Genomic DNA, 16,045 nt, shown 5'->3' with positions numbered 1-16,045 from the left:
TCACGCCTCTGCCATCCGGCGCATGGCGCAATGCCAGGCGCCGTTGCGTACCGAGGCGCGCAGCACGCGGGCGATAGCCTGCACCATCAGACGCGTCGTACGCCGCTGCAGCGGCGTCAGCGACAGTCCCAGCATCTCCTGCGCCCATGGCGGCAGAAGATCGATCCCGGCCCGCATCATCACCTGGCCAACCGGCTGACTCAGGCGACCCGGCAGACGGGTGGTGAGCAGCACCTCGGCCACCTCCCGGGTACGTTCGTCACAGCGCAGCTGCGGGCGCATCGCCTCAAGATAGTCCGCGACCTCATTCGGCGTCCGGGGAATATCCTCGGCCCCCAGCCGGCGAGCGATCTCCGCCGACTCGCGAAAATAGTCCTCCTGGCGCTGGACGCTGACCACCGTGCGCTTATAGCGCAGGTGGGAGGCCATAAAGCGGCTGCACTCGGCGACATGCACCCAGGTCAACAGCGCCGGGTCGCTTGCCTGATACGGCGTGCCGTCCTTATCCACCCCGGCGATCCGCTGATGGATCCCCTGCACTTTGGCGATCAGCCGCTCCGCGTCAGGGGTGGCGGCAAAGGTGGTGGCGGAGATAAACTGACTGGTGCGGCGCAGGCGGCCAAAGATATCCTCGCGAAAACGGGAGTGGTCCCAGACGCCGGCCAGCGCCAGGGGATGCAGCATCTGCAGCAGCAGCGCGCTAATGCCGCCGCACAACATAGAGGTAAAATCGCCATGCACCTGCCAGATGGCTGATTGCGGACCAAACAGCCCCGGCTCCCCTTTGGGCTGTTCAAAATCAATCTCTTTTAGCGCCATGCCGGTCAGGCCGAGCACCTGCGCCTCGATCATCCCGCGAATGCCGATCATGATGGAGTCCTTTACGTTTGCGAAAGGACCAAAGATACCACTATTGCGCAGCGGAGGCAGTGGCGGGGAAAGAGATCGCGGGAACGGTGCCCGCAGAGTGCGGGCACGACAGCTTACGGATTGAGCTGGTAGTCGAGGGTGATATTGGCTTTCAGCACCTGCGATACCGGGCAGCCGGCCTTCGCTTTCTGGATGATCTCATCGAACGCCGCCGGCGCGACGCCCGGCAGGACAATCTGGCTTTGCAGCGCGATGTCGGTTATCGCAAACCCGCCGTCGGTTTTATTGAGGGTGACCACCGCGGTGGTGTCGATGGACGTCGCAGTATAGCCCTCTTCGCTGAGCATCAGCGACAGAGCCATCGAGAAGCAGGCGGCATGCGCGGCGCCGATCAGCTCCTCGGGGTTGGTGCCTTTCACCCCTTCAAAACGGGTGTTAAAGCCGTAGGGCTGCTGGCTCAGCGCCCCGCTCTCCGTCGACACGGTGCCTTTGCCATGCTTGAGATCGCCTTCCCAGTGCGCCAGCCCTTTCTTATGAATCGCCATATGACTCCTCCTGTGATGATGTCGAACAAAAAGTATAGTGCCTGATGCCGAACCTGCGTCTATTCTGCGGCCCGCCACCCCGGCGTTCCCGAAAAGTACCCGTTGCGGGTGACGCTAACGGCCATCGTGAGGATGATAAGGATCGGTTTTGTCATCCTCGCTGTCGTCCCGTTTACGCGGCACTTCGCCCTGTTCGCCCGGCGCCTCGCGCGCAGGATGCTTCCCGCGCTCCTCGCCGTGCGGGTGAGATGTTATGCTCATACCGGCAAGCTCCCCTTATTTAGGCGACTGTTTGAGCAGGCGATCGATACGCACTACCGGCGGCGTCATTTTGCGATCAAGGCTACCGTTAATACTGACCAGATCGTCAGGCTCTACATGCTGTTCATTAAACGCGGCAACCGGAATAATGGCGGTGATGGTGCCGCTTTTATCGCGAAACTGATAACGGTCATCTCCCTGCCGGGTCAGCAGATTGCCGCGCAGCGAAATCGTGGCGCCGTCGTGCATGGTTTTCGCCTGCTCAACGGTCATGATCCGCCCCTCCTCGACGCCGCGATAGCCGTCATCCAGTTTGTGCGGCGGCGGCGGCGCGGCATCCTGGCTAAAACCGCCCTTATCGTCCGCTTGCGCGACAGCGGCGGCAAACAAACAGGCCATGGCCAAGGCTAATTTTTTCATCATGCCTCCTTGTTTTTGCTGATGAACAGAATAAAGCCTGGCTGAGGCTGGCCATTTTTACAAAGTCAATTGTTCTGATATCGTCTAATATAAGAATGTCCTTATCGTTGCGCTGATGCCGAAACGAAACGCGGGGAAAATAATAATGATTGAGAATCAACAGCCTTGTCCTATCGTCGACGAAAATGAACGAGCCCTCCGCTTTGAATATCGCTTCAGGCGCTATGGGATAATTGCACTCAGCCTCATTATCCTTACCGCGTTAAGCGGCCTGTGGTCCTCTGGTTATTTCAGTGAGGCGCACCGGGAAAGCGCCGGAGGTGAATTAATCGTCGATTACCAGCGTTATGCCAGACTGATGAGTGAAACCGAACTGAATATTCAGATCAAACCCACCCAGGAAAATGACACCACGATCAGCTTCGCCGCCACGTTATTAACTCGCTACCAGCTTGGCGATATCCGCCCGCAGCCGGATAAAATGTACAGTGCCGACGGGAAATTATATCTGGTGTATCAGCGGACGACCAGCCGCTCGCCGCTCTCGGTGTGGTTAGCGATTACCCCCAAAACCATAGGCACGCTCTCCCTGCAGGCGGCCGTCAACGATCGCCCTGCCGTCAGCTGGCAGCAGTTTGTCTATCCGTAGGAGTCGCGATGGAAATGGTCCTTAGAGCCGCAGCAATCTATCTGATATTGCTGATTATTTTCAAGATTGCCGGCAGACGAACCCTGATGCAGTTAACGAATTTTGACCTGATATTGCTGCTGATTATCAGCGAAGCTACCCAGCAGGCGATGCTCAGCACAGACTATTCCGTCACCGGTTCGATGCTGACTATCGTCACCCTGGTCAGTATTGATATTTTATTTGGTTATATTAAGAAAAAATTTGCCCAGGCGGAAAATTTCCTTGATGGCACGCCGGTTATCGTGGTGGAAAATGGTGCTGTCATCGATGAGAAAATCAAGCTCGTCAATATTTCTGTCGATGATATCCTGCTGGCGGCCAGGCAGCACCATGGGATTTATGAACTGAAAGCGATCAAATTCGCTATTCTCGAACGTAACGGCCAGATATCCATTATTCCGCAACAGGAATAACACCGGAATAGCTATTTATCGCGCTCCGGTTGTTTATCCCCCGATTCCGGGGCGCGGGTGGCGTCATCCTCTTCTTTTTCAACGCTACGCGTGTTTAATGTCAACATTTTTCCTCCTCGCGGGTTGTCAGGGACCTTACAGATTATAGAACCTCAACGCCTGCTTATGCAGAAACAGGCCAGAGTCATCAGGATATGTCGCCTGATTCACACTGCGCTTATTCCAGGATATTTCCCACCTCACCGTTGTTATTGGTGCTTAATAATTATTCGATCCGTGCAGCTTAAATTTACGATAGCGAAAAAATGAATGAGGTCACTATGTCCGTGATGGTTATTACCGGCGGAACCGCCGGGGCAGGAAAAGCCACCGCGCTGCGTTTCGCCCGCGCAGGGTATCACGTGGCGCTGATCGCCCGCGATGAAACGGGTCTGCAGGAGACGCAGCAGGCCTGCGAACGGTTTGGCGTCAAAACGCTGGCGATTAGCGCCGATGTTGCCGATGCCGGGGCTGTGCAGCGCGCCGCCGCCGAGGTGGAAGCCACCCTCGGTGCCATAGACGTCTGGATCAACAACGCCATGACCACCGTGCTGGCGCCCTTTCGTCAGATGAGCGACGACGAATTTCGCCGGGTGACGGAGGTGACCTATCTCGGCTATGTCAACGGCACCCGCGCGGCGCTGGAGGTGATGACGCCCCGGGATCGGGGGGTGATTATTCAGGCTGGATCGGCGCTGGCCTGGCGCTCGATCCCCCTGCAGTCGGCCTATTGCGGAGCCAAAGCGGCCATTCGCGGCTTCACCGATGCCGTGCGCACCGAGCTGATGCATGAGAAAAGCCACCTCCAGTTGACCATGGTCCAGCTGCCGGGGATGAACACCGCTCAGTTTGGCTGGGCGCGCAACAAAATGGATCAGGCCATGCAGCCGGTACCGCCGGTCTATCAGCCGGAGGTCGCCGCCGAGGCTATCTACAGCGTGATCCAGCGGCCGGTGAACGAGCTGTGGGTGGGGAAAAGCACCATCCAGTCGATCCTCGGCCAGGTCTTCTTCCCTCGTCTGCTCGATCGGCTGATGGTGAAGAAAGCGTGGGAGGGACAGTTTACCGGCCAGCCGAAGCCGGCAGAGCACCAGGACGACCTGTTCACGCCGGTGCGCGGCAATCATCCCGGACACGGCCCTTTTAACGAGGGCGCGCGGCGTAAAGCAGTGACCATCAGCGCCGATCTCCCGGGAAAAGTAGCTGCCGGCGTCGGCGTGGCGGTGGCGACGATGGCCCTGCGGGCGTTGTTCCGTCGACCGGGGAGACGGCGCTAAGGCAGGCTGCGGCTGAACCAGCGGTATCCATACCCTGAGAGCGCCAGCCGCGCCTCTTTCCCGCCATGCAGCCCGTCCTGGTAGAACTTATCTTCCAGAATCGGGCTCCAGTAGCCCTCGGCCAGCGGCGGGAGCTGCACCTCTACCGCCTGCTGGCCGCAGTTCGCCAGCATCAACACCTCCCGCGATTCACTGCGATAGCACAAGCCCAGCACCGCGGCAGGCTTCACCGTAAGGAGGGTAAAAGGGATGGATCCCGGTTCAGTATATTCCGTGCGCGCCAGCACCATATTGCGCACCCGATGCAGTAGCGAGCGGGGGTGGCGCAGCGCCGCTTCGACATTGATCCGCTGGTAGCGAAACCGTCCGCTGGCCACCGGTTTTACCGGCAAATCCTCCCGCGCCGCCCGGGAGAAGCCGCCGTTGGGCGCCGCCGACCACTGCATCGGCGTTCGGACCGCGTAGCGCTCCGGTAAGCGCAGATCGTCGCCCATACCAATCTCGTCGCCATAGCGCATCACCGGCACGCCAGGCAGCGCCAGCAGGATAGCATGGGCCAGCGCGATGCGTCGGGTATCGCCACCCAGCATCGGCGCCAGCCGCCGGCGCACGCCGCGCTGGTAAACCGACATCGATTTATCCGGGGCAAAGGTACGGATAACCTGGCGCTTGTTGCGTTCGCCAATCCCCTCCAGGTCCAGTTCATCATGGTTACGCAGCCAGTTGACGAAGCAGCATCCGTCCGGCGGGGCCACCATCGCCTGCAGCGCCTTCACCACCGGGGTGGCGCGCTGCTGCGCCAGGCTGACATAGAGGTATTTATTAAGCCAGAAATTGAGCACCATCTGCAGCCGATCGCCGCGGCCGAAATAATGGCGATACGCTTCCACCTCCACGTCCACTTCACCCAGCAGTATCGCGTCGGGGTTGAGGTGCTGCACGACCTGGCGAAGATGCGTCAGCAGCGGGTAGCCCCGCGCCTCTTCGCCCTTCCCGGCCTGCTTCACCAGATGTGACGCCGCATCGAGGCGAAATCCTGACACCCCGGCCTGCAGCCAGAAGGTGATGATGTTTTCTATTTCGGCGAGCACCGGCGGATGAGCGAGATTCAGGTCGGGCTCATGCCGATAAAACATGTGACGATAGTATTGTCCGGCCTGGTCGTCCCAGCTCCAGACGCTCTCCTCGACGCCGGGAAACATGGGCGGATCGTCGTTCTCCGGCGGCCGATCGGCCCAAAGATAGTATGGCCGCCACGGCGAGCGGGGATCGCGTCGCGCCGCCTGAAACCACGGGTGCCGGGCGGAGGTGTGCTGGATAACCAGCTCAACGATCACCCGCAGTCCCAGCTCCCGGGCGCGGGCAATCAGCTCAATCACGTCGGCGATGGTCCCGAAGCGGGGATCGGGCTGCAGATGGTCGCTGATATCATAGCCATCATCCTGCAGTGGGGTGAGATAGAAAGGGGTCAGCCAGAGCACCGTCGCCCCCAGACTACGAATGTAGTGCAGCTTTTGGCGGATACCGGCAAGATCGCCAAACCCATCGCCATTGGCATCGTAAAACAGAGAACTGTCCACCTGATAGATGACCGCTCTGTGAAACCACTCTTCCTGTTGCATCACTATCACCTTGCGTTCTGCCCGCCACTGTCAGCTTCCTCAGCGCGCCCTCCTGTTCCTGACGTCTGCTTTGCCGACAGGCGGTACGGGATCGGGCTCTGCAGGAGGGGCCCTGTTCGCCACCGCGTCCACCAGCGCCAGCTGCCTGGCGGTTAATTTCAGCGGAACCGCTTTCTCAGTGGCGAGCAGCGCGATGGTGTGGCGCTTAACCATAATTGACTCCGGCGGCTTATTGTCCGGCCTCAACGCCAGGCAGATTGTTATGCATCAGATATTGCCCGGTCAGCGCCGGCAGATGATGCAGCAGCCAGTCAGCCATCCCTCTCTCTTCGGCAAGGATCCCTTCCAGAGTAGGCATCGCACTATGGTCCCCCACTCGCTTCGCCGCCGTTAATAAAGCGGTATAGCAGGCGACCTCAAAATGGGCAAAAACGTAGGCGGTGATAAGAAGTTTAATGAGCTCATCGCCGGGCAGCATGATGCCAATAGTCTGGCCCAGGGCTGCGACCCGGCTCATCGCATCCTTCAGCGCCGAGCGGGAAATGTGGTTGCGGGCGATAAGGTCCTGCAGGGCCGACAGTTGCCGACGGGTTTCATAGAGATGTTGTTCAAGGCGGGTCCGTAATTGCGGTTCATTATCGAGGCGTCTGATGGTGGCCATAAGCAGTGACTCGGCCTGTTTTTCCATGGCATGGGCATCGCGAAGCCAGTTATGGTAATTTTCACTATCCGTCATATCCACCTCTGATCATTAATTTTTTATTTTGACGGGGAATCTTCATTCTCTTCCGCCGCCTGGTCAGCTCGCGCTGCGCTATATCCGGATAAATGCCCAACAATATTAGCGTAAATACTGATGAGAATGACCCACAGGACGCTGTCTTTCCACCAGATTAACGAGGGTATCGCCAGACCCACCCACATAACGGCGGCCACAAGATGACAACGCTTAATAAATACCGGCGTCAGTTTCATTTTATTACCTTAGATCTGAACAATATTTAGCAAGCGGATGTGTTGCTGCCCACCCCCTGGCATCCGGCGGTTAATACCCGGCTGACAATATCTTCCCTTTCCACAGCCATAAAAACAGTGCCGTCATTTACTCGCCCTTACCGCTTCGCCGGTACATTGCCGCTGCGGTAAACAGCGCTTAATAATTAAGGTTGCTATAATTTAATTATCCTGCTCCTTTTCTTCCGTCGCGGACAATAGACGATGGGTAAGTGAAAGCGTTCGCAAATAAACAGAAACCTGCGGACCGCCAGGCCCACAGGTTTCTGTCCTGACGCCGTCGAAACGGCGTCACGGGTCATCAGTCGCTAGCTGTCGCCGGCTTTACGGCCGCCGCCATGACTGTTCTTACCACCCTTTTTACCGGCTTCGGATGCACGCTCAGGATCATTTTTAAAGTTCCCGCCGCTGTGCTGCCCACCTTTACGCCCGGCTTCGGATGCTTTTTCACGATCTTCTGCAAAATTACCTGAACCGCCTCTATGCTCTGCCATAATGTTCACCTTTGGTTTGATCAATATCGGTTGGTAAATGGAAAATGACCCTGTTACAAATCATCGCCCTCGATATCTAACACTAGAGGAATACCCGCAGGAGTCAAATTAATTCCGGCCATTAATCAGCGTTACCAATAAATAAATTAACCACAGCGAAGCGGCACTAAAAATTAATCTTTCCGCAACCCCTTCTTCGCTTTGGATTATATGCCCATTATGGTCTGTTCTGCGGACAGCGATCCTCGTTTGTAAACAAATGAAAATAAAGTGATGAATAAATATTTCTTCCACTCCCGGACAGCCACCCTTACAAAAAATACCACCTAAGAGGCATGGCGTTATTAGCCATGCGTAGCGGGTTAACTTAATATTCCCTTTTTCACGACGCGTCTTCCTCTCCGTCTTTAAAAAATTTTTCCCGGGGAGAAAAATAGCCCAGCCACGTTAAATATTGATGGAATAATCCTAATTTCACCCCAGCGATATTAACGCAGCGCTATTCACTTAAATACGCCGGGGATCAGTCGGTTAAGGAATAACAGTACCTCTTTTCCCGGGCATTCACTGGCCCTGGGCGAGTCGCCCGGGGTCTGGCGATGGGAGAACCTGACCTATCCTTACAGCTGGCCCGTTCTGTCTGAAGGAGATGACTATGCAAGATGAAAAACCGCCAATGAAGAAATTACCCACCTCCATGTTGCCAGAAGAGACGGCTCCACGTCCGGAGTTCCCGGAGCAAGAACAAAACCCGCCGGGTCTGGATGCTGAAATGGAGCCGTCACCGGACCATGGGGAAACCAGCTACACCGGCACCGGGCGGCTGGCCGGTAAGAAAGCGCTCATTACCGGCGGTGACTCCGGCATTGGCCGCGCGGTGGCGATCGCCTTTGCCCGCGAAGGGGCCGATGTCGCCATAAGCTATCTGCCGGAAGAGCAAGAGGATGCCGATGAAGTCATCGCCCTGATTAAAGCCGAAGGCCGCACCGCGGTGGCCCTGCCGGGGGATATTCGCTCCGAGTCCTTCTGTCAGTCGCTGGTGGCCGATGCGGTGGAACAGCTGGGTGGCCTGAGCATCCTGGTCAATAACGCCGGGCGTCAGCAATATTGTGAGACGCTCGAGGAGCTCACCACCGAAGACTTTGACGCCACCTTTAAAACCAATGTCTACGCGCCGTTCTGGATCACCCGCGCCGCGCTGCCCCATCTCCAGGCCGGGAGCGCGATCATCAACACCACCTCGGTGCAGGCCTATAAACCCAGTCCGATCCTGCTCGATTACGCCCAGACCAAAGCCTGCCTGGCGATCTTCACTAAATCGCTGGCCAAACAGGTGGCAAAACGCGGCATTCGCGTTAACGCCGTGGCGCCAGGCCCTTACTGGACGGTACTGCAGTCCAGCGGCGGTCAGCCGGACGAGAAAGTGAAACAGTTCGGGAAAGACACGCCGATGGGGCGTCCGGGACAGCCGGTCGAGATCGCCCCGCTGTACGTCACCCTGGCATCCGATGCCTGCTCTTATACCTCCGGCCAGGTTTGGTGCTCTGACGGTGGGGACGGGGTAGTCTAAGCCTCCCGGCAGACCGGCGTGCGACATCGCGCGCCGGTTTTACCCTCCGCCCCGGGGATTGGTATCTGCCCTCTCGCCTCGCCGGCGCGGCGATTTTTCCTCTCCTGCAGCCTACCGGCCGCATGCTATGATACTCGCCCGCCGCTGTGCGCTAACCCCGGCCCTGACGCCAATCCTGAGGACGACAGATGAGTAATGACATCCCCCTGAAATTTTATGACATCGTGGACGAATACGAGACCGAAGCGGCTGCCCCGGTTAAGGATGAGGAACGCGATGCGCTGGCGCGCTATTTTCAGCTGCTGATCGCGCGGTTAACCCATAACGAAGAGATCGACGAAGAAGCGCAGCAGGAGATGGCCCGCGAGGCGGCCATTGACGAGCGCCGTATTGACGATATCGCTAACTTCCTCAATCAGTGGGGCAACGAGTAAGTCTTATCGTCAGCTCACCGGCAGGGCCGCCGCCCGCCGGTGTTGCCGCTGAAGGCGACGCCGTTGCTCAGGCATCGGCGAGCGTCTCCCCCAGACGTCGCTGCAGCGCATCCAGAAACAGCGGCAGCCCATCGGGCTGATAGTCGCGGGAAAGATAGATGCCGTAAACGCTCAGCGCCTTCGGCGTCCAGTCAGGCAGCACCACCTCCAGCGCGCCGCTGGCAATCGCGCCCCGCGCCTCCAGTTCGGGGAGCATCGCGATACCGCACCCGGCGACCGCCGCCTCCAGCAGCAAGGAAGAGATCCCCGCGCTCAGATTACCGTTCACCGACACCGACGCCTCCTGCCCCTGCGCATCGCTGAACTGCCAGCGCTGGCCGGAAAAATGGCTGTATAACAGGCAGTTATGCTGTTGCAGATCGTCAAGCGTCGTCAGCGGACCATGCTGGCGGAGCCAGCGCGGCGCAGCGCAGAGTAGCGACCGGCACACGCCGAGACGGCGAGCGATAGCCCCGGCCTCCGGATTATCGGTAATGCGAATGGCCACGTCGATGCGCTCGCCGATCAGGCTGACCGGATGGTTATTGATATCCAGCTCCAGGCGCAACAGCGGATAGCGAGCGAGAAAGTCCGGCAGCAGCGGGGAGATCAGCTGCATCGCGGTAAAATGCGCGCACGCCACCCGCAGCGTGCCGCTGGGGTCGGCCCGCTGGCGCTCGCCGGCGATTTCATCGGCGATCCGCGTCAACCCGCGGGTCTTGAGCAACACCGTCTCCCCCGCCGGGGTCAGCGTCAGCCGCCGGGTTGAGCGATGGATCAGCCGGGCGCCGGCCCAGCTCTCCATCTGTTCCAGATAGCGGCTGACCATCGGGCGCGACATCCCCAGCGCGCGCGCCGCGGCGCTGAGGCTTCCCAGTTCGCAAATGCGCAGATATACCTGCGCCGCAATCACCCTGTCCATCACGCCCCCTTCATCTGCACGATTTATGAAACTCAGCATCTCTTATTTCAGGAATTCTATCAAATAGCGAAATCCGTACAATGCTACGCATTCCCCTGTGACTGAGAATGAATGATGAAATTATCTGCCCTTGCTATTGCCACCGCCCTGTTCAGCGGCGCGGTCTTCGCGGCGCCGCTGACGCTGCAGACTTACAACCCTCAGGAGAAAGGTATTTTTGCCGTCAACTCCACCCTCGTTTCCGGCCCGCATGAAGCGGTGCTGTTTGACGCCCAGTTCAGCGTCAAAGACGGCGAAAAGCTGGTGGACATGATCAAGAAAAACGGCAAACCGCTGTCGCGGATTGTGATCACCTCCGGCGATCCTGACTTCTACTTTGGCCTTGAGCCGCTGGTGAAAGCCTTCCCGCAGGCGGAAGTGGTCGCCACGCCGGAAGTGGTTAAACATATTGAAGCCACCAAAGCGGCAAAGCTGGCGTACTGGGGCCCGCAGATGAAAGACGGCGCGCCGACGCAGGTATACGTCCCGCAGGCGCTGAAAGCCAACAGCTTTACCATCGATGGCGAAACAGTGACGATTATGCAGCCGCATGACTACGCGGCGTTCGTTTGGATCCGGGCGAACAAAACGATCCTCGGCGGCACCGGCGTGGCGTGGGGCATGCATCTCTGGACCGCCGACACCCAGACGCCGGCCAGTCGCCAGCAGTGGCGCACTACGCTGGAGCAGATGATTGCCCTGCACCCGCAGCAGGTGATCCCGGGGCATTACCTCGGCACGCCGCCGGAGGGTGACCGCGCGGTGCGCTTTACAAAAACCTACCTCCAGCAGTTTGAGCAGGCGCTGAAGACACATAAGGATTCCGCCGGGGTGATCAAGGCAATGGAGACGCAGTGGCCGGGGCTGGCGGAAACCAGCTCGCTGGAGCTTAGCGCCAAAGTTAACACCGGCGAGATGAAGTGGTAATGCCGGCGCTGCGCGAGGGAGACTGTTCTTAATCTGGCGCGCTAAGGTTGCTATTGCCCTGAAAATGGACCACCCTACCTGAGGCCGCATAAAAAACGTGCGGCCAACTTTGGGTTACATTTCATCCGGTCACCACCGGGTTTGCCCTTGAAACCAGAACAGGATAAAGGAGTCAGAATGAAATCGAACCATCAGGCACGTCATCTTCTCGGTCTGAACTACAAGCTTTCCCAGCAGAAAAAAGTGGTGCTGGAAGGCGATGAAGAAACCACCCTCAACCATATCCATGCTACCGGCCGCAAACGCCGCGGTGGTTAATTTTCAGCCTGAGTGATGATAAACAACACCGTCCTGTTGCCAGGATGGTGTTTTTTTATGGCAATTGACGGCTTGTTTACCCGCTTGAAGACCTTCTGCTCTATACTCTGCCCGCTGCTTTTCCACCCGCCCTTCGCTTATCGCCGCGCCGGGACTGTGGACACGATCAAGGAGTTAGTGCGATGCAATTTACCCATAAGAAAAACCGTTCCCTGTACATCCCCTACGCGGGCCCCGTTCTGCTTGAATTCCCTCTGCTCAACAAGGGCAGCGCCTTCAGTATGGAAGAGCGCAGCAGTTTCAACCTGCTTGGCCTGCTGCCGGAAGTGGTTGAAACCATCGAAGAGCAAGCGGAACGCGCCTGGATCCAGTATCAGGGATTCAAAACAGAAATCGACAAACACATTTACCTGCGTAATATCCAGGACACCAACGAGACCCTTTTCTATCGCCTGATTGGCAACCATCTCGAAGAGATGATGCCGGTTATCTATACCCCGACGGTGGGCGCCGCCTGCGAACGTTTCTCCGAGATTTACCGTCGCGCCCGCGGCGTCTTTATCTCCTACCAGAATCGCCATAACCTTGACGACATTCTGCAAAACGTCCCGAACCATAATGTCAAAGTGATTGTGGTGACCGATGGCGAGCGTATCCTCGGCCTCGGCGACCAGGGGATCGGCGGGATGGGGATCCCAATCGGTAAACTGTCGCTGTACACCACCTGCGGCGGCATCAGCCCGGCTTACACCCTGCCCATCGTGCTGGACGTCGGGACAAACAACCAGCAGCTGCTGGACGATCCGCTGTATATGGGCTGGCGTCATCCGCGTATTACCGACGACGAGTACTATCAGTTCGTTGACGACGTGATCCAGGCGATTAAAGCCCGCTGGCCGGACGTGCTGCTGCAGTTTGAAGACTTTGCGCAGAAGAACGCCATGCCGCTGCTCAACCGCTACCGCAATGAGATCTGCTCCTTTAACGACGATATTCAGGGCACCGCGGCGGTCACCGTCGGGACGCTGATCGCCGCCAGCCGCGGCGCCGGCAGCCAGCTGAGCGAACAGAAAATCGTCTTCCTCGGGGCGGGCTCCGCCGGCTGCGGCATCGCCGAGCAAATTATCGCCCAGATCGTCCGCGAAGGACTCAGTGAAGAAGAGGCCCGCCAGCGCGTATTTATGGTTGACCGCTTCGGCCTGTTAACCGACGGCATGCCTAATCTGCTGCCGTTCCAGAACAAGCTGGTGCAGAAGCGTGAACATCTGCAGGGCTGGGATACCACTAACGATGTCCTGTCCCTGCTGGACGTGGTGCGCAACGTGAAACCGAACATCCTGATCGGCGTTTCGGGTCAGCCGGGGCTGTTCACGGAAGAGATTATCCGCGAGATGCACAAGCATTGCCCGCGGCCGATCGTGATGCCGCTCTCCAACCCAACGTCACGGGTGGAAGCCACGCCGCAGAATATCCTGAGCTGGACCGACGGCGAGGCGCTGGTCGCCACCGGCAGTCCGTTTGCCCCGGTCACCGTGAAAGGCAAACAGTATCCCATCGCCCAGTGCAACAACTCCTATATCTTCCCGGGCATTGGTCTGGGGGTGATCGCCTCCGGCGCGTCGCGGGTCACCGACGAGATGCTGATGGCCGCCAGCGAAACCCTGGCGAAACACTCGCCGCTGGTGAACAACGGCGAAGGTCCGGTTCTGCCGGAGTTGAAGGATATCCAGACCGTCTCGCGGGCGATTGCCTTCGCGGTCGGTAAGGTGGCTCAGGAGCAGGGCGTGGCGGTGAAAACGTCCGCGGAAGCGCTGCTGCAGTCCATCAGCGATAATTTCTGGCTGCCGGAATATCGTAATTACCGCCGCACCTCAATTTAATCGCGCTCACCGGGCCGCACGATCGGCCCGGTTATTATTAGCGTCCGGATAATATTCCCCGCCACTGAAACGCCTTTTTCGCCCATATTCATTTATCGTAAAAATAGAAACCAGATAGCATTTGCCGCGCGCCCTGTGCCACGCAACATCATGGCCTCTGCCCCCTAGCAGACAATCCGCAGGCAGAAACTGCAGCCGCGCGTGGCGGGACAATCGATATCCGACGCTTCTCCACACCCTGCCAGTTTTGTCACTGGCGCGCTTTTCCTTTCCCCACTACACTGCCATCACCCATTCACTTACTGAATATAAAAGGAGGCCCCCCATGCTGTATTGTGAAATGTTTATTGTTTCACATGCCTTAGGCAATGGCGCCAGCTCAAGCGTTATCGGTATCGTGCTGCGATAACTTTGGCTTGAGCGAAGACCCTTCACAGAATCCCTTCTCTCCGGCTTACCGGGTTATCGTCAGCGAGTTTTGACGAGGCATTCGCATGCCTGTAACTCTTGAGTAAGTTGACTATGAGTACATTACTAACTGCCCATGCGCTCCACGTGGAGACTGCCTTTGGGCCGCTGTTTAATACCCTCTCCTTCACCCTGAAGAAAGGCGACCGCATCGGTCTCATCGGCCATAACGGTTGCGGCAAAAGCACCCTGCTGCAGGTGCTGGACGGCACCCTCGCGCCCACCTCGGGCAGCGTCTCACTCGCCGGTCAGTGTCTGATGGCCCGCGTTGAACAGCATCTGCCGGAGGCGCTGCGTTCGCAGTCGCTGCTGCAGGCGGTGCTGGCCCTGTTACCCGCCGACGCGCGGGAAGCACAGCGCTGGCTGGCCGAACGCCTGCTGGCGCAGATGGGCTTCACGCCGGCGGTGATGGAGCAGCAAACCAGCACCCTGAGCGGCGGACAGCATACGCGCCTGCTGCTGGCCCGGGCGCTGATCCGCCAGCCTGACCTGCTGCTGCTGGATGAGCCCGGCAACCATCTCGATCTGCCCACCCTGCTGTGGCTGGAAAGCTTCTTGCAGACCTGGCAGGGGAGCTTCGTGCTGGTGTCACACGACAACGCTTTACTGGATGCTGTAACTAATGCCAGCTGGATCCTCCGCGACCAGACGCTGCACAGCTTCGCCTTGCCCTGCAGCGCTGCCCGTCAGGCACTGCAGGAGCAGGATGAGAGCGCCGCGTTACGTCATAAGGCGGAGCAAAAAGAGATCGACCGGGTCAGCGCCAGCGCCCGGCGGCTGGCCACCTGGGGGCGGGTGTATGACAACGAAGATCTCGCCCGCAAAGCCAAACAGATGGAGAAGCAGGTCGCCCGCCTGAAAGACGAGCAGACCGAGCTCAGCATCGGCCCGCCGTGGCGCCTGGTGTTGCAGGGGGACGCCCTGCCGGCGGACCGCCTGCTGGAGATGGACAGGCTACCGGTGGCTCCCGCGCCGGGACTACCGGCCCTGTTCACCACCGGCGTGACGCGACTGCGCAGCGGCGATCGCGTGGCCATCATGGGCCGCAACGGCGGCGGTAAATCGTCCTTGCTGCGCCTGCTGTGGCAGCAGATGAACGACGCATCGCCGCTTCCGGGGCTGCGTCTGCACCCCCGGCTTCACCCCGGGTACTACGACCAGACCCTGGCGCAGTTGCCGGACGAGGCCAGCCTGCTCGACGCCCTGACGCCGTTCGCCCCGTCGGCGGACACCCGTAAACGGGCGCTGATTGCCGCCGGGTTTGGCTGGGCGAGGCATGGACAGAAGGTCTGCACCCTCAGCGGCGGCGAGCGGTCGCGGCTGCTGTTCGTCGGCCTGTCGCTGGCGCGCTACAGCCTGCTGCTGCTGGATGAACCCACCAACCATCTGGATATGGAGGGCAAAGCGGCGCTGGCGCAGACGCTCCGCGACTATCCCGGCGGCGTGCTGCTGGTCAGTCATGACCGCCAGCTTATTAGCGAAAGCTGTAACCGCTTCTGGCTGATCGACAGCGCCGGGTTAACGGAGTGGCACAGTCTGGAGGAGGTCTATGCCCGTCTGCAGGCGCAGACCCCCACCCTGACGGCGGCCTCCTCACCCCAGGAGCCGTCACACGCGGCTGATGATGAAGAGGCGCTGCTGACGCGCCTGATAGCCCTGGAGCAATGGCTGGCGGACGATATGGCCCGTAAGCCGAAACATCAAAAGCCCTCGCTGCAGACCCAGTGGCGAGAGGAGATCGCCCGGCTGCTTAACCAGCTGGCGTAATCTTCGCGCTCCCCGCCGGCTAAGGCACCACGCCC

At 59.0% G+C, this 16,045-nt stretch carries 20 protein-coding genes; 9 read left to right on the top strand and 11 right to left on the bottom strand.

The features are described 5' to 3' along the window. The 4 genes from ACLH1U_RS03610 to ACLH1U_RS03595 all read right to left on the bottom strand — a co-directional run bounded on the left by ACLH1U_RS03610 (nt 1) and on the right by ACLH1U_RS03595 (nt 2,096). On the bottom strand, nt 1–870 hold the full coding sequence (locus ACLH1U_RS03610; RefSeq protein WP_023289819.1) for an oxygenase MpaB family protein: 870 nt from the start codon (nt 868–870) through the stop codon (nt 1–3). A gap of 113 nt (nt 871–983) precedes the next feature. Then, nucleotides 984–1,415, bottom strand: a complete 432-nt coding sequence (locus ACLH1U_RS03605) for an OsmC family protein (RefSeq protein WP_004202630.1) — start codon at nt 1,413–1,415, stop codon at nt 984–986. A gap of 114 nt (nt 1,416–1,529) precedes the next feature. Then, nucleotides 1,530–1,676: a hypothetical protein gene (locus ACLH1U_RS03600; protein ID WP_180812791.1), complete on the bottom strand. Its 147-nt coding sequence runs from the start codon at nt 1,674–1,676 to the stop codon at nt 1,530–1,532. Nucleotides 1,677–1,691: 15 nt separating this feature from the next. After that, a complete protein-coding gene (locus ACLH1U_RS03595; protein ID WP_032452981.1) occupies nt 1,692–2,096 on the bottom strand; it encodes a YdeI family stress tolerance OB fold protein in 405 nt (134 codons plus the stop codon). A 145-nt stretch (nt 2,097–2,241) separates the two neighbouring features. On the opposite strand from ACLH1U_RS03595, the gene ACLH1U_RS03590 reads away from it, so the two are divergent. The 3 genes from ACLH1U_RS03590 (at nt 2,242) to ACLH1U_RS03580 (ending at nt 4,516) form a co-directional block, all read left to right on the top strand. Next, on the top strand, nt 2,242–2,745 hold the full coding sequence (locus tag ACLH1U_RS03590) for a hypothetical protein (RefSeq protein WP_044523438.1): 504 nt from the start codon (nt 2,242–2,244) through the stop codon (nt 2,743–2,745). Between the two features lie 8 nt (nt 2,746–2,753). Continuing rightward, the gene (locus tag ACLH1U_RS03585) at nt 2,754–3,200 is read left to right on the top strand and encodes a DUF421 domain-containing protein (protein WP_023289822.1); all 447 of its coding nucleotides are present in this window, start codon (nt 2,754–2,756) and stop codon (nt 3,198–3,200) included. Between the two features lie 320 nt (nt 3,201–3,520). After that, the gene (locus tag ACLH1U_RS03580; protein WP_032452983.1) at nt 3,521–4,516 is read left to right on the top strand and encodes an SDR family oxidoreductase; all 996 of its coding nucleotides are present in this window, start codon (nt 3,521–3,523) and stop codon (nt 4,514–4,516) included. Here ACLH1U_RS03580 and ACLH1U_RS03575 read toward each other — a convergent pair. From ACLH1U_RS03575 to ACLH1U_RS03555, 5 genes are all read right to left on the bottom strand, one after another. Next, on the bottom strand, nt 4,513–6,138 hold the full coding sequence (locus ACLH1U_RS03575) for an alpha-amylase family protein (RefSeq protein ID WP_411299055.1): 1,626 nt from the start codon (nt 6,136–6,138) through the stop codon (nt 4,513–4,515). The genes ACLH1U_RS03580 and ACLH1U_RS03575 overlap by 4 nt on opposite strands. A 39-nt stretch (nt 6,139–6,177) precedes the next feature. Beyond that, nucleotides 6,178–6,351 (bottom strand): hypothetical protein, encoded by a 174-nt coding sequence (locus ACLH1U_RS03570; protein ID WP_032452985.1) that lies wholly within the window; start codon nt 6,349–6,351, stop codon nt 6,178–6,180. A gap of 16 nt (nt 6,352–6,367) precedes the next feature. Next, nucleotides 6,368–6,874 (bottom strand): ferritin-like domain-containing protein, encoded by a 507-nt coding sequence (locus ACLH1U_RS03565; protein WP_032452986.1) that lies wholly within the window; start codon nt 6,872–6,874, stop codon nt 6,368–6,370. Between the two features lie 23 nt (nt 6,875–6,897). Next, nucleotides 6,898–7,113, bottom strand: coding sequence for a hypothetical protein (locus ACLH1U_RS03560; protein ID WP_004202641.1), 216 nt, complete (start codon nt 7,111–7,113; stop codon nt 6,898–6,900). Nucleotides 7,114–7,460: 347 nt separating this feature from the next. Beyond that, nucleotides 7,461–7,646 (bottom strand): general stress protein, encoded by a 186-nt coding sequence (locus tag ACLH1U_RS03555; RefSeq protein ID WP_008804757.1) that lies wholly within the window; start codon nt 7,644–7,646, stop codon nt 7,461–7,463. Between the two features lie 655 nt (nt 7,647–8,301). On the opposite strand from ACLH1U_RS03555, the gene ACLH1U_RS03550 reads away from it, so the two are divergent. Together ACLH1U_RS03550 and ACLH1U_RS03545 are read left to right on the top strand one after the other, a co-directional pair. Continuing rightward, nucleotides 8,302–9,216 carry an SDR family oxidoreductase gene (locus ACLH1U_RS03550; RefSeq protein ID WP_023289828.1) on the top strand — a complete coding sequence of 305 codons (915 nt, stop codon included), beginning with the start codon at nt 8,302–8,304 and terminating at the stop codon, nt 9,214–9,216. Nucleotides 9,217–9,404: 188 nt separating this feature from the next. Beyond that, nucleotides 9,405–9,650: a YmjA family protein gene (locus tag ACLH1U_RS03545; RefSeq protein ID WP_048335843.1), complete on the top strand. Its 246-nt coding sequence runs from the start codon at nt 9,405–9,407 to the stop codon at nt 9,648–9,650. A 67-nt stretch (nt 9,651–9,717) separates the two neighbouring features. Here the strand turns inward: ACLH1U_RS03545 and ACLH1U_RS03540 are convergent, their stop codons facing one another. After that, nucleotides 9,718–10,611: a LysR family transcriptional regulator gene (locus ACLH1U_RS03540; protein ID WP_411299053.1), complete on the bottom strand. Its 894-nt coding sequence runs from the start codon at nt 10,609–10,611 to the stop codon at nt 9,718–9,720. Nucleotides 10,612–10,725: 114 nt separating this feature from the next. Between ACLH1U_RS03540 and ACLH1U_RS03535 the strand changes: the two genes are divergently transcribed. Together ACLH1U_RS03535 and sra are read left to right on the top strand one after the other, a co-directional pair. Beyond that, complete coding sequence (locus ACLH1U_RS03535) at nt 10,726–11,577, top strand: Vmh family MBL fold metallo-hydrolase (RefSeq protein ID WP_032452993.1); 852 nt, start codon at nt 10,726–10,728, stop codon at nt 11,575–11,577. A 177-nt stretch (nt 11,578–11,754) separates the two neighbouring features. Further along, a complete protein-coding gene (gene sra, locus ACLH1U_RS03530) occupies nt 11,755–11,895 on the top strand; it encodes a stationary-phase-induced ribosome-associated protein (RefSeq protein ID WP_012541615.1) in 141 nt (46 codons plus the stop codon). On the opposite strand, the gene ACLH1U_RS03525 is transcribed toward sra, so the two are convergent. Further along, nucleotides 11,892–11,999, bottom strand: a complete 108-nt coding sequence (locus ACLH1U_RS03525; protein WP_032425875.1) for a hypothetical protein — start codon at nt 11,997–11,999, stop codon at nt 11,892–11,894. The two genes, sra and ACLH1U_RS03525, sit on opposite strands and share 4 nt — an antisense overlap. 78 nt (nt 12,000–12,077) lie before the next feature. Here ACLH1U_RS03525 and ACLH1U_RS03520 point away from each other — a divergent pair, with 78 nt between their 5' ends. Beyond that, on the top strand, nt 12,078–13,775 hold the full coding sequence (locus ACLH1U_RS03520) for an NAD-dependent malic enzyme (RefSeq protein WP_004202648.1): 1,698 nt from the start codon (nt 12,078–12,080) through the stop codon (nt 13,773–13,775). Between the two features lie 522 nt (nt 13,776–14,297). Beyond that, nucleotides 14,298–16,010, top strand: a complete 1,713-nt coding sequence (locus ACLH1U_RS03515; RefSeq protein ID WP_411299052.1) for an ABC-F family ATP-binding cassette domain-containing protein — start codon at nt 14,298–14,300, stop codon at nt 16,008–16,010. The last annotated feature ends 35 nt before the right edge of the window (nt 16,011–16,045 follow it).

Origin of the sequence: Klebsiella sp. 1SOBk5mer (assembly GCF_046603115.1) — a bacterium.
In the GTDB taxonomy this organism is placed as follows: domain Bacteria; phylum Pseudomonadota; class Gammaproteobacteria; order Enterobacterales; family Enterobacteriaceae; genus Klebsiella; species Klebsiella quasipneumoniae.
The sequence above is the reverse complement of the archived record's forward strand: the minus strand, read 5'-3'. Positions and strand labels throughout refer to the sequence as shown.

Bases quoted from the DNA above. Each gene is read 5' to 3' on its own strand.
- ACLH1U_RS03610 (WP_023289819.1), bottom strand. From the start codon at position 870: ATGATCGGCATTCGCGGGATGATCGAGGCGCAGGTGCTCGGCCTGACC.
- ACLH1U_RS03605 (WP_004202630.1), bottom strand. From the start codon at position 1,415: ATGGCGATTCATAAGAAAGGGCTGGCGCACTGGGAAGGCGATCTCAAG.
- ACLH1U_RS03600 (WP_180812791.1), bottom strand. From the start codon at position 1,676: ATGAGCATAACATCTCACCCGCACGGCGAGGAGCGCGGGAAGCATCCT.
- ACLH1U_RS03595 (WP_032452981.1), bottom strand. From the start codon at position 2,096: ATGAAAAAATTAGCCTTGGCCATGGCCTGTTTGTTTGCCGCCGCTGTC.
- ACLH1U_RS03590 (WP_044523438.1), top strand. From the start codon at position 2,242: ATGATTGAGAATCAACAGCCTTGTCCTATCGTCGACGAAAATGAACGA.
- ACLH1U_RS03585 (WP_023289822.1), top strand. From the start codon at position 2,754: ATGGAAATGGTCCTTAGAGCCGCAGCAATCTATCTGATATTGCTGATT.
- ACLH1U_RS03580 (WP_032452983.1), top strand. From the start codon at position 3,521: ATGTCCGTGATGGTTATTACCGGCGGAACCGCCGGGGCAGGAAAAGCC.
- ACLH1U_RS03575 (WP_411299055.1), bottom strand. From the start codon at position 6,138: ATGCAACAGGAAGAGTGGTTTCACAGAGCGGTCATCTATCAGGTGGAC.
- ACLH1U_RS03570 (WP_032452985.1), bottom strand. From the start codon at position 6,351: ATGGTTAAGCGCCACACCATCGCGCTGCTCGCCACTGAGAAAGCGGTT.
- ACLH1U_RS03565 (WP_032452986.1), bottom strand. From the start codon at position 6,874: ATGACGGATAGTGAAAATTACCATAACTGGCTTCGCGATGCCCATGCC.
- ACLH1U_RS03560 (WP_004202641.1), bottom strand. From the start codon at position 7,113: ATGAAACTGACGCCGGTATTTATTAAGCGTTGTCATCTTGTGGCCGCC.
- ACLH1U_RS03555 (WP_008804757.1), bottom strand. From the start codon at position 7,646: ATGGCAGAGCATAGAGGCGGTTCAGGTAATTTTGCAGAAGATCGTGAA.
- ACLH1U_RS03550 (WP_023289828.1), top strand. From the start codon at position 8,302: ATGCAAGATGAAAAACCGCCAATGAAGAAATTACCCACCTCCATGTTG.
- ACLH1U_RS03545 (WP_048335843.1), top strand. From the start codon at position 9,405: ATGAGTAATGACATCCCCCTGAAATTTTATGACATCGTGGACGAATAC.
- ACLH1U_RS03540 (WP_411299053.1), bottom strand. From the start codon at position 10,611: ATGGACAGGGTGATTGCGGCGCAGGTATATCTGCGCATTTGCGAACTG.
- ACLH1U_RS03535 (WP_032452993.1), top strand. From the start codon at position 10,726: ATGAAATTATCTGCCCTTGCTATTGCCACCGCCCTGTTCAGCGGCGCG.
- sra (WP_012541615.1), top strand. From the start codon at position 11,755: ATGAAATCGAACCATCAGGCACGTCATCTTCTCGGTCTGAACTACAAG.
- ACLH1U_RS03520 (WP_004202648.1), top strand. From the start codon at position 12,078: ATGCAATTTACCCATAAGAAAAACCGTTCCCTGTACATCCCCTACGCG.
- ACLH1U_RS03515 (WP_411299052.1), top strand. From the start codon at position 14,298: ATGAGTACATTACTAACTGCCCATGCGCTCCACGTGGAGACTGCCTTT.